This is a genomic window from Colwellia hornerae (assembly GCF_007954355.1).
Classification (GTDB): domain Bacteria; phylum Pseudomonadota; class Gammaproteobacteria; order Enterobacterales; family Alteromonadaceae; genus Colwellia_A; species Colwellia_A hornerae.
The window spans coordinates 37993-50326 of sequence record NZ_VOLR01000011.1; the positions used below are offsets into that span (position 1 = coordinate 37993).

The following is a 12334-nucleotide window of genomic DNA, read 5'->3' on the forward strand; positions in this document are numbered from 1 at the left end:
AGTTTGATTTAAAGCTGTATTAGCATTACATTTATTAGACATGGTTAAATAATAAACATATTTACGGATTAAATGTGGCTGAATCTTTGATATCAGAACTGAAAAGGCGAAATGTTTTCAAGGTTGGGGTTGCCTACCTTGTACTTGCTTGGGTCGTTGTTCAAATTACGTCTATTGCTGTTCCGGCATTACATTTGCCTAATTGGATTAATACCGCAGTATTTTTCTTTGGTCTTATTGGTTTTCCCTTTGCTCTTTTTTTTGCTTGGGCGTTTGAAATAACACCCGACGGTATTAAACTTGAATCAGGCATATCATCTGGAGATTCCACCGCTGCTCTTACGGGGCGTAGGTTAGATTTTATCATTATAGGTCTTATGTCAATTGCCTTGCTCTACTTTATTTATGAGAGCCGTTTTCAATCAGCCACTGCTCTAGTCTTACCAACGGATCAAGCTGAAGTTATTGCCCAAGTTTCCATCAAGGTTAATACAAATAATCCATCAATATCAGAGTCAAAGGGCACTTCTATTGCAGTCCTTCCTTTTGTAAATATGTCTTCTGACAAAGAACAAGAATACTTTTCAGACGGTATTTCAGAAGAAATATTAAATGTTTTAGCAAAGATACCTAAGTTACAAGTGACCTCTCGTTCTTCTGCGTTTGCCTACAAAGATACCAAGATTAATATTTCGGAGGTTGCCAAAGTCTTAGGTGTAAAAAATGTACTCGAAGGCAGTGTGAGAAAATCAGGTGCGAGAGTGCGCATAACCGCACAGCTTATTAATGCGGAAACAGATAAACACTTGTGGTCTGAGTCATATGATCGCGAGCTCGACGACATTTTTCAAGTACAAGATGAAATATCAGCAGAAATTGTCGATGCACTAAAGGAAACGTTAGGCATAGTCTTAGTTAAGACCGTATCGTCTGTGCAAACCATCAACCCTAAAGCTTATGATTTATATCTGCAAGGGCTGAGGGGACTGCATACCTATACCTTTGAAAGTTTAGATAATGCCGCGGCTGCCCTTGAGTCAGCAACAGATATAGCACCTGGTTTTTTGATGGCGCGCATTAAGTTGGCTGAAACATATGCACGTCAAATTATTACTGGCAGTCGCTTTGATTGGCAGATACTTGATAAGGCTGAAGCGCTAATTAAGGATGTTCTTAGTATTAATCCAAACTCCGCAGAAGCTTATTTTGTTCGATCATTAATTATAAAAACAGATCGTAAGCTACGTAACCAGTATGCCAAAGAAGCTTATCGACTAAATCCTAATAATGTCGACATCATCATCAGGCATGCACAATCTAATGGTGCTGGCATGGGGGAAGATAATGCCAGAGCCTTATTTAAAAGGGCACAAAAAGTTGACCCTCTTAATGCTGATCTACCGTATTTTTTTGCGGTATATTTAGTACAAACATTACAAAAATATTCAGAAGCGGAACAAACCCTTAAGCAAGCTATTAAGGTTAACCCGAAGAATACCTTTTACCCTTTTTATTTAGGGCAAATCTATGCGCAGCACATGGGTAAAATTGTTGATGCTATTAAGCTGGCTGAAAATGGTGCAAGATTAGACCCTAACGACCCTTATTTTCCTCAAGCACTGTCGGTCTACTACTTGTCTTTGGGTTCTGGCCTTAAATCTCTTGAGTATGCAGACAAGGCAATGTCGATTAATGCCAATAACGCGGAAATTATCAATCAAAAAGTGAATAGCCTTATTTATCTTGGCCAAACAGCTAAGGCGTTGAAACTTATTAACGATACCGTAGCCGATGCTAATACGGTATATCCCAGTAAACAACTGAAAGAGCGCTTTATTACTGGCGCAATATACGTATTAATTAAGCAGAATAAACTTGCTGAGGCAGAAACACTAATTAATCAACATATCCCCAAAATAATTGAACGGATTAATCAACCATACCCTGCAACATTGAATGATATAGAAAATATAAATGGTCTTTTGTTACTTGCCTGTGTTTATCAGGCACAAGGTCAATTAGCTAAGGCTGAAAAGCTTGTCAAGAGAGTAAAGCAACGAGACGAATCTTTTTATCTAACAGGTCAATCACGCTTATTAGGTATTGAATACATGAATCTTGCTATAAGCAGCTCACTAGAAAATAATGATGAGCAGACTATTAAATATCTCGAAGCTGCCATCGATAATGGTTATTTATATAATTGGCGTGCTCACTTATTACAATCACCCTATTTTATCGATCTAGCGCAACGGCCAGATTTTATGGCATTAATTGGCAGACTAGAAACCGAAATGCTAAAACAAATAGCGCTACTTAAGCAATAGTTAAAGCGGCAGAACGTTCGGTTTATTACTGATATTATCGAGGTGACAACGGCATCTAATCGCACTGTGATTTTGATAGTGCGAATGATGCAGTTTTTATGGTGTTTTTATTCTTCTTGCAAAGCAATAGCAGCCATTTTCATGGTACTTTCAAAAGACTCTGCACCGGTTATAAATAAAACTATTTAAGCGACAAAACTTTCGGTTTTATCATGTTTTTATTCTTCTTGCAAAGCAATAGTAGCCATTTTCATGGTACTTTCAAAGGATTCTGCACCGGCTATAAATAAATCTATTTAAGCGACAAAACTTTCGGTTTTATAGGGTTTTTATTCTTCTTGCAAAGCAATAGCAGCCATTTTCATGGTACTTTCAAAGGATTCTGCACCGGCTATAAATAGTCCGTTATGACAGAACATTGCATCATCAATGCCGGTTACGGCTTTAAGCGCATCATCAGATAAGCCAGCCCATGCTTTAGGCAGCGATTTTCTATCTTCGAATGAACCTGGCTCAACAGGCACTGTTTGGATCCTCCATGGACCAGAACCAGAAGGATAAACCATATATAAAGCCTGTGTCGACAAAGCATGAACGGTTCTTTTCCATGGCGTGTATTTCTCTAATACAATCACTCTTGGATCTTCTGCATTCTCAATCGCTTTAGCAACAATTTCTTTGGCACTAATTCCGCCATTTGCAGAGGCAATAAATCGTGTCAAAATACGTGTTGCAAACTCAACCGCTTCATCAAAACAGCTATCAAAGTGACTATCTTCTTGCCACGTTGGGTTGAACATTGAAATGGTTTGGCTAAGGCTAATGCCTTGGTTTATGCCTTTAGAAGCGCCTTCGGTATAGCCACAGTCAATAGCGTCAATGGTTGAAACTAAACCTGCATCAACAGCGTTTGCTACGTCTTGGTTACCCTGACATATTTCTACGCCATATTTCTGCCAAACCAAGCCAAATGAAGAATAAGGAATACCATTTTCGCGCTCACCGGCACCACCACGTTGATGATGATCGAATCGACCGGCATCTGCGTTATATTCACCACCAACATCAATAACAAGATCTGCTTTACTGATAAGCTCTAAATTACGCGTGCGTATGAGGTTAAAGTTAGGAAAAATGTTTTTAAGAGCAGCGATACTAAATACGTCATCTGCATGAAAATTACCGTTGTGAGTTGCTATAGTTATATCATTCATTTTTTATATCATTTTAGAAGGGAATAAGAAGGTGTTGCTAGTTTACTTCACTATTTTGACTGGCCCATTTGGGATAACGTCAAGATGTAGAAATTATAAGGCGGATTCTATACGAAGACAGCTCACAAAAACAGTGGGCTATTAATAGCTGTAGTTGCCAAATCCAGTAAATAACATGAGTACACTTGTTTATAATGTTGATTGAGACTGAGTTTAGTTAAAGGTTAACAGTCGATTTTTATTTTCTAATCATAGGTTAAAACGCATCATCTTCGCTGTAAACATTAACATCAAGGTCACCGTCGATACTTTCAGAAACTAAAAAAATTATTGGTTTACAGCACACTTGGCAATCTTCGATATATTGCTGGTCTACGTCGGCTGAATCGATGAGTACTTTAATTGTTTCGCCACAGTAAGGACATCCTATGCGCTTTTTAGTCAATTGATTCAATTGTTACGGTTTCCTATATTTGTGGGCAATATAATCATTTATTATTGAGGCTTATTTCAAATAATGTCTAGATAAAAGTGGGGCACTGATAAAGTCATATTCAAGCACAGCGTTAGGCTATGCTTGAATAGTTGTGATTAACCGAAATGATTAAAAACGATTTTGTTACCATCTAAATCACGGAAGTAAGCACCATAAAATACGTCGGGTATCCGCTGCCCTGGTTCGCCATCGCAGGTCGCACCTAAGGCAATGGCTTTATGATACATTTCATCGCACTGCTCTTTTGAGCCAGGAGAAATAGCAAGCATATTGCCGTTACCACAGTTTTGAGGTTCTTCGTTATATGGCACACAAATAGCGAGCATGGGTTCTTTCATACTTTTACCAATAAATATAATGCGTTCCATTTTTATTAACGTTTTTGCGCCTATAGGTGCCAAGAGTTCATTATAAAAGGCTTCTGATTTTTCTAAATCGGTTACACCGATGGTGGCATAGCTAAGCATATCTATTCCTTTTTAATTCTGATTAAGGTGATTCATTTTAAGTAGAATGTTAACTACAACAGGTTAGCCAAATCATGTCAATAATCCTTGTTATTCAGATATTACCCTATGGATTTATAACTAGTACAAGATAAGGAATATTGGCTGTTATTCAAAATACCGCTATACATTAATTGATTGATTTATTGGTATTTAGCAATGATTTTTTCAATGCTTTTATCGTTAATCATTTGTTGTAATGCTTTATTTAATCTCGGTATAAGTTCGAGTTTTGTTGGGTGTACACGCATCATAACTTCTACAGAGCTAACCACATCTCCAACGACAATATCATTCAAAGCCGGAAGATGTCTTTTCATATATTCTATCGAGGATTTACTGATAAAAATTTGGTCAATGCGCTCAGCCAACAATTGCTTAATCAGCAAACTTTCTGATTTATTTAATATCCTGTTAATTTCATCCTTGGCAAAGGATGACTCAAATCTAGGATAAATGAAGCCTCTAACTATGCCTACTTTGTGTCCAAATAAATCTTTTGGTGTTTTTACATCAAATTGATCACCAGCGCGAAAAACAATGACTTCCTCAACCCTTTCATAGGCAATTGAATACAAGCCTATTTCTTTTGAATTACTGCGCCAAACAGGGTTAATTCCGGGTTCAATGTCCACTCGGCCAAGATCAAATTCAAGCATAGCTCTAGCGGCAGGCATTTTAACCATTATAAAGGTATCGCCGGTAATCTCTCCAATTTGAAGAAACATGTCTGCAAATATGCCTGATATTTTAGTATTGCCTTGTTGATCTATTGTAGAGATATTGTGTGGGGGATTTGCAGGGTCGTAAGAAACAACCTTGTAGGTATTAGCAATGACTGACCATGAAGTGATTAGGAGGATATTGAAAAAGCATAAATTTATTTTCCTATTGATAGTCATTCTCCTTTTTACAATCACTGATCTTATCGTAAATATAGCAGAATATACGTAGTGAAGCTTATAAAGATCATTGTGCAATTATAAATGTTGAGTGGGTGTTTAACCCTGCTAAGTAAGTGGTGTTATGGTAGACAAGCTAATATCTATAAGGCTAACTGACTTAAATATATCGCCAAGGTGATACTGCGAAATAATAGCAATCTTCGCTAAAGCTTAGCTAATATAACCAGACCCTTAAGTTGTTGTTTTATAAGTGATTGAAATAATGTTAAAATATATAAGGAATAGATTTTGCAGTACAACATTTTTATTTAATAAATAATGAGTCAACCTAACCATGAATATAAACCTTTGGGTATTTTTAAGTATCGCTGTGATTTTTTTAGTGAGTTTTTTAATTATTTTGGTATTAAGTACCAATAAAAAGAAAATAAAAGAATTAGAAGTAGAAGCGTTGAAATTAGAAAAAGCTAATTTAGAGACAGAAGTCGCCACAGCGGTTAATAAGATACTCGGTGATCAACTCAGTCGAATAGAGGTATTGGAAGCCATCGTTACCGATAAACAATACGACTTGAACGAAAAAATAACTCGATTATAAGCACTAATCCTATTAATTTTGTTTAATACATTAATAGTATAAAATATTGATGTTGTAGAAGTTAAGAAAGGCTGACCAGCCAATAAAAATAGGCGATTAGTTAATAGCCATAGAAGGATGTAAAATTCCTGGCGGTCCGGCACATGAAGGCAAAGCACTAATGAGCAAACCCAAAGGGGCTGCTATTAAATTTAACTCTTTTACGTGCTGACAGCTCAGAATATTCGGTGAGCTTACTGCTAAAATAAGCCCTAATGATTAATCTTTCAGACCTACTTTTTTTAATAAGACCATCATTGGGCACCATTTGGTGAATGAAGACTGTATTAAATTGGCCGCAATAAAAGCAGTAAACCATAGCCAGTTTATTGATAATGTTACGGTTAAAATAAGTGAAATAAGTATCATTGTGCCTGCTATTAGTCTTAATGCATCGTTCTTATTCATAGTAACTCCGTTATATTGGTATGGTTAAATTAGTATTATATTAGGTTTTGTTAAATTAGCAAGTGCTAATGTAGTTATTGGCAGGTCAATAATCAATAGTACTAATAACGGTTTAATATTTATATTAAACGATATCGATAGTCGTTAAATATAGAGTACACAGAGTCTTTAATAACAAGCTTAATTTGCAATGATTTTGATAAAGGTATGGCCAAGTTTATTGAAAAATAGTTGATCACAGTGAGTGATTTTTTGTGTCACTGCTAATTTGAGTCATGCTCGTAAGATAAAGTCTCGTATTTTTGAGCTCTAGTGCAGTAATCGACAGGAATTTAATCAAAGGATTGTAGGTAAAAAATGGTAAATATAAAATTTCAGGCATTCACCTTTTGCCCAAAAAATAAAATTGTCACACCTTCTTTAATGTTGCCAATCATTTCTTTTGACAACAGTTTATTAGGCAATAATAAATGAATAATAAAGCCATTTGTCGTTCTAGTACTTTCTTCTTTTGTGTTTTTATATTATTTATCAATAATGTTGTTGCAGTAGAGTTACCTGTTGAAGCATTTAGTCGATTGCCAAGTATTAAATCGCCAATATTATCTCCCGATGGAAGTAAAATCGCTTATCTGAAAAATGTAGAAGATCCAGATTTAACGTTACTTATTTATATTGATTTAAAGAGCGGTGAGTTTAAGACGTTACTGCAGACAGATAATCTGACTAATCAAATAAGGTGGTTCAAGTGGGCCAATAATGAAACCGTATTACTGGCGGCAAAATTTTCTAGACATATGAATACAGAAAAAGTTGATCACACTCAGTTGTTAGCTATTGATGTCGGCGCTGAAAAAACAAAACAACGAAGATTAATCAATGCTTCAACGATTTATAGCCGGCGACACTATTCTCAACATGAAGATAATTTGATTGATTTATTACCCGATGACCCCGCGCATATCCTTATTGCTCTCGATGCTGAAAATGCAAATTTACCTAGCGTATTTAAACTCAACATAAATACTGCTAAGGCTAATAAAGTAGAAAACCATAAATTAAAAATTAGACAATGGATGACCGATCAGCAGAGCTTCGTAAGGTTAGGTCGTGCTTTAAACTATAAAACAGGGGCAGCCAAAATATTTGTCCGTAAAGGTGGTAACCAAAATTGGCAAGTTTTATTTCAATATAACAGTTTGGAAGATGCCCCCATAACGGCGCTTGGTTTTGATAACAACCCTAATATTCTTTATTACACTCAATACAATAATGATAAGAAAGCGCTTTATAAGGTTGACCTAAGTACTGATACCCATCAATTAGTCTTTGCCGATAAAGATTATGATGTTGATGGCACACTTATTTATTCAAAAAAAACACGTAGTGTTATTGGTATTCGCCATATCAGCGGGAATATTTATTGGGATGAAAGTCGTAAGAGCCTTCAACAAAGGTTAAATACAGCGCGACCTAAAACAACGAATTATCTTGTTGACTTTAGTGAGGATGAATATGTTTATATTTTTTATGTTGAGAATGATTACACACCAGGTATTTATTATTTAGCTAATAGAAAAACAGGTAAAGTAAATCGTTTGATGACTCAATACCCAGCACTTAAAGATGCTAATTTAACCGCGCATAAACTTGTAAAATACACAGCATCGGATGGGACAAAGATAGAGGGTTTTCTTAGCTTACCAATAGGTAATGAAGGGCCAACCGCAACTATATTGTTTCCACACGGCGGTCCAGGTGCTCGTGATAGTAACGGCTTTGATTATTGGAGCTCATTTTTTGTTAATCGGGGATATGCAGTATTTCGACCTAACTTTCGTGGGTCATCTGGTTACGGCTATGAATTTTCTCAAAGCCAAATGAGAAACTGGGGCTTGATTATGCAAGATGATTTAACCGATGCCGCAAACTGGTTAGTTACAGAGAAAATTGCTGATCGAAAGCGTATCTGTATTGTTGGCGCAAGTTATGGTGGCTATGCGGCGGCCATGGCGGCGGTCAAAACACCTGACTTATTTCGGTGCGCAGTCAGTTTTGCCGGAGTGAGTGACCTTCGAAATATTGTTTTTAAAAGTCGTTACTACACTAACAAGAAATTTGTAGAGTACCAAATGGGCAAAGATGTTGACAACTTAATCGCCCGATCACCCTTTTATCAGGCAAAGAAAATTAATATACCTATGTTATTACTCCATGGTGCTAACGATACCGTGGTTAATGTTCGTCAAAGTCAAAGATTTTACCAGCAGCTAATAGACTTAAGTAAGCCAGTTGAATATATTGAATTGGCAGACGGCGACCACTATTTGTCTATTCAGCGAAATCGACACAAAGCTTTTACAGCCATTGACGAATTTTTGAAACAACATTTAGTCAGCCCAAAGTGATGATATATTGTTAACATAAAAATAGGCAAAAGAGCTGAATGATGAAAATTTTATTCTTGGCTAATAAAGATTTAGCGAGTAATTTCGCGCTGAATAAATTACTACCAAAGGTCTGTAAAAACCATGAGGTTCATCTGTGGTTATCCGCTAAAGTAGGTAAGATCAGTGTGTTACCTACGCCATTAAAGACGCTAAAGTTTTTCGAGCAAGACTTGTTTAACCAACTGCTAAGTCCGCTAATTCCTAGGAATAAAAGTAATAACAATACTTATAGAAACTTTGATGGCTTTAGTGTCTTTTTAAAGTCAGCGATTCTAGACGTCAATCAAATCAATTCGCCTGAGATGATTAATGATTTAAAAGCATTGGCGCCTGAACTTATTGTTTCGATACGCTTTGGTGGCATTCTAAAGGAAGCGGTCATTAATATTCCTACCAAAGGCATTATTAATCTGCACTCTGGCATATTACCTAAGTATAAAGGCGTGATGGCGACGTTTTGGGCAATGAAAAATAACGACGATAAAATAGGTACTACACTGCACACCATTGACGATGGTTCGATAGATACAGGACAAATAATCAAGACTTCTACCGTACTGGTTAATAGAGAGAAATCTTATTTATGGCATGTGCTTGAGCTTTATAAGCAAGGTGCAATCGATATATTAGCGGCTATTGAAACGCTTGAAAATGATGAGTTACTTTGTTCTCAGCCACAAGAAAAGAGTGATAGCTATTTTACCTTTCCAAGCGAAAATGAATGTCTAGACTTTGAAAGAAGTGGCTTTAAAATCACCGATGAACAAGAGTACATTGAATTTATACAACAACATTATCTGTAAGTATAATAAAGGCTAATTTAACGAATATATTGTTGTCCGGTTAAACCAATCAAGTCCAACGCTTCATTATATCTTAAGTATTATTGGTTACTTTAATAGGTTAACTATCCGCTTGATACTGTGTCGTTGCTATCAATAAAAAAGGGGAGCATTATTAATGCTCCCCTTGGTCTTTACGATAAATATAATCGCATAATTTATGATGTTCTAAGGATTATAAACAACATCCAAGCTTACGCCACTAGCAGCTGAATAACCGTAAATACCGATATGCCAAGTGTCTGCTGCAGGGTTAGTAAATGCACATGCTTCATTATTGCCACCTTTGTACGGACGACAATCATAAGTAGATGATGTTGGCTGTGCGCCACGTCGAATATACAAGTCAGCATCACCAGTGCCACCACTCATAGTGAAGTCTAATGTTGCCATGCCGGCTGGTACGTCAATGGTGTAATAAGTCCATGCTTGACGAGCAACACTAATATCCGTTACAGATGCACTGCCACCGGTTGCTCCGCCACCCGTTGCAGGTTCAGTAAAACTACCGGTTAAGTTAACACCGGAGAATGCAGAATAGGCAACAATTTTCACATAGTAAGTACCTGCTTGTGCAGTACTAATTGGACAGCTTTCACTATTACCGCCAGCATAAGGACGACAGTCATAGCTAGAACTTGTTGGCGCTGAGCCAAATTTAACGTATAAATCAGCATCACCCGTTCCACCAGCCATAGCGAAGTTTAAATCTGTTGCTCCTGCAGGTACTTCCATGGTGAAGCTAAGTTCAGTACTAGATGTTAGGCCTGTTTTTGCCACGCCATTATCCAGTGTATTTCCTGTTGGCGGTGGCGGTGTTACGCTGCCACCACAAGTTGCAGCTAATGCATCAGACGCTGCTTTGGCTTGTACTAAACCAAAACCAGTTTTGTCGTCGCGACCAGCAACATCAAGATCGATAGCTGTTGATTTTAAAGCACTTCTCACTTGGTCAGCGCTACAATCAATGTTATTACTCCAGACAATTGCTGCGACACCGGTTACATGAGGCGTTGCCATTGAAGTGCCATTGTAATATGCATAGTTTTGCGAACCGTTAACCGTTAACGTTGCTGAACTGCCTAACTGCGTTAATAATTGTTGGCCTAAAGCACGACTCACCGAAACACTTGGCACTGAAACAGCGTTAGTAGAATCAACTAAGAATGGGTTTTGTAAGCCAGGACGAGTACTGTCACTATAAACAATAACACCAGAGGCACCAGCGTCAGCACAAGCTTTAGCTGGGTTTATTTCTGGATAATCACTGCCTTTTTGATTGCCATTACGCTCTGCCAAACAAATGTTACCAGCAACATTACTACAGCTGTAGCTACTTCCTGAAAGTGTACAACTTGCTAGGACTCCGTTGGCGCTACTATCTACATTACTTACTACGAAGCTACCACCGCTTTCAATGTAATGCGTTTGAGGCACGATATCGTTAGCATAAGTTGTTGAACCTAAGTTAATAAAACCTAAGCGACCATCACCAGCAACAGTTGATAAAACAGCTTCACCGGGCGCAGAAATTTCAACTTGTGGAGTGTATTGAGAGAACTCAGCATGTTGATTGTTGCTATCAAGTGCGCCAACAGCCATAACAGCGTCATAAGATGCTGGGTAAGATAATGTGGTGTTGCCATCGTTACCTGAAGCGGCAACTAATAATACGCCAGAATCTGCAGCGGCTTGTAATGCGTTTTTCTCAGTAACACTTGAACCAGCACCACCTAAACTCATGTTAATAACTTTTGCGCCATTATTAACACAAGTATCAACGGCATCACTTAACTCGCCAACATAACCCCAGCCAGCTTCATTAAATACTTTAACAATATGAAGATTTACATTGGTGTTTGGCATAATACCAACAACACCTTCACTGTTATTAACACCCGCAATAGTTCCGGCTACGTGAGTACCGTGAGAACCCCCGTTTTGATACCAATTGCCTGTACCTGAATTATTAGTACCTGATGCATTGTTAGCATTTAAATCAGGGTTTGCTTGTTCATAACCAGAGTCGATAATACACACGGTCATGTTTGCGCCGTCGTTATCAGTTAATTGGTCTGATTGTGTTTGTGCGATACCCCAAGGTTGATTTTGCGCCATTAAAAAGCGTTTGTAATCTGGCTCGATGAACTCAATTGACGAGTCTTTTTTCATGCGTTTGATCATGTTTTTCACATCTTTAATGTTCTTTTCTTTACCAAAAGAAATAATGTGATGACCATTTTTCAAAATCTTTTCGTGTTTTAACGACAAGCCTGCTTTCTTCGCTAATCCTGGAGGGATTGCTTTGCCGTTCTTCTTGTTTTTATATTTAACAATTAAACGATCAGTAAAATCCTGCTTTTCGAGCATTTGTTGTGCACGCCAATCAGCAAAACTTAATGTTGTTGATTGGGCAGATTCCATTCCGCTTTGATTTACTTTATTAATTTTAGCTTGGCTCGCATAACTTGCCGCGCTAGTTACGGTTAGAATAGATAAGGCTATTGCACTAAGTGCAAGGCGTTTGTTATTTCTCATCTGATATAAAC

The 12334-nt window shown here is 37.4% G+C and carries 10 protein-coding genes; 4 read left to right on the forward strand and 6 right to left on the reverse strand.

From position 1 onward, the window contains the following. The first annotated feature begins 74 nt into the window (after positions 1 to 74). Positions 75 to 2327: a tetratricopeptide repeat protein gene (locus tag ESZ26_RS09255; RefSeq protein WP_146796775.1), complete on the forward strand. Its 2253-nt coding sequence runs from the start codon at positions 75 to 77 to the stop codon at positions 2325 to 2327. A gap of 329 nt (positions 2328 to 2656) precedes the next feature. Here the strand turns inward: ESZ26_RS09255 and ESZ26_RS09260 are convergent, their stop codons facing one another. The 4 genes from ESZ26_RS09260 to ESZ26_RS09275 form a co-directional block, all read right to left on the reverse strand. Next, on the reverse strand, positions 2657 to 3541 hold the full coding sequence (locus ESZ26_RS09260) for an MYG1 family protein (protein WP_146796778.1): 885 nt from the start codon (positions 3539 to 3541) through the stop codon (positions 2657 to 2659). Between the two features lie 256 nt (positions 3542 to 3797). Then, complete coding sequence (locus ESZ26_RS09265; RefSeq protein ID WP_146796781.1) at positions 3798 to 3995, reverse strand: CPXCG motif-containing cysteine-rich protein; 198 nt, start codon at positions 3993 to 3995, stop codon at positions 3798 to 3800. A gap of 137 nt (positions 3996 to 4132) precedes the next feature. Then, positions 4133 to 4504: a VOC family protein gene (locus ESZ26_RS09270; RefSeq protein ID WP_146796784.1), complete on the reverse strand. Its 372-nt coding sequence runs from the start codon at positions 4502 to 4504 to the stop codon at positions 4133 to 4135. 182 nt (positions 4505 to 4686) lie between these two features. Then, the gene (locus ESZ26_RS09275) at positions 4687 to 5445 is read right to left on the reverse strand and encodes a substrate-binding periplasmic protein (RefSeq protein WP_146796786.1); all 759 of its coding nucleotides are present in this window, start codon (positions 5443 to 5445) and stop codon (positions 4687 to 4689) included. A gap of 337 nt (positions 5446 to 5782) precedes the next feature. On the opposite strand from ESZ26_RS09275, the gene ESZ26_RS09280 reads away from it, so the two are divergent. After that, positions 5783 to 6046, forward strand: a complete 264-nt coding sequence (locus ESZ26_RS09280; protein WP_146796789.1) for a hypothetical protein — start codon at positions 5783 to 5785, stop codon at positions 6044 to 6046. Between the two features lie 258 nt (positions 6047 to 6304). Here the strand turns inward: ESZ26_RS09280 and ESZ26_RS09285 are convergent, their stop codons facing one another. Next, entirely contained in the window at positions 6305 to 6493 is a 189-nt protein-coding gene (locus ESZ26_RS09285) for a YgaP family membrane protein (protein ID WP_146796792.1), read from the reverse strand. A gap of 470 nt (positions 6494 to 6963) precedes the next feature. Here ESZ26_RS09285 and ESZ26_RS09290 point away from each other — a divergent pair, with 470 nt between their 5' ends. Both ESZ26_RS09290 and ESZ26_RS09295 read left to right on the forward strand, forming a co-directional pair. Next, positions 6964 to 8901, forward strand: coding sequence for an alpha/beta hydrolase family protein (locus tag ESZ26_RS09290; RefSeq protein WP_146796794.1), 1938 nt, complete (start codon positions 6964 to 6966; stop codon positions 8899 to 8901). Positions 8902 to 8939: 38 nt separating this feature from the next. Continuing rightward, on the forward strand, positions 8940 to 9746 hold the full coding sequence (locus tag ESZ26_RS09295; RefSeq protein WP_211361212.1) for a formyl transferase: 807 nt from the start codon (positions 8940 to 8942) through the stop codon (positions 9744 to 9746). Between the two features lie 207 nt (positions 9747 to 9953). Here the strand turns inward: ESZ26_RS09295 and ESZ26_RS09300 are convergent, their stop codons facing one another. Next, positions 9954 to 12323 carry a S8 family serine peptidase gene (locus tag ESZ26_RS09300; protein WP_146796797.1) on the reverse strand — a complete coding sequence of 790 codons (2370 nt, stop codon included), beginning with the start codon at positions 12321 to 12323 and terminating at the stop codon, positions 9954 to 9956. Positions 12324 to 12334: the final 11 nt, after the last annotated feature.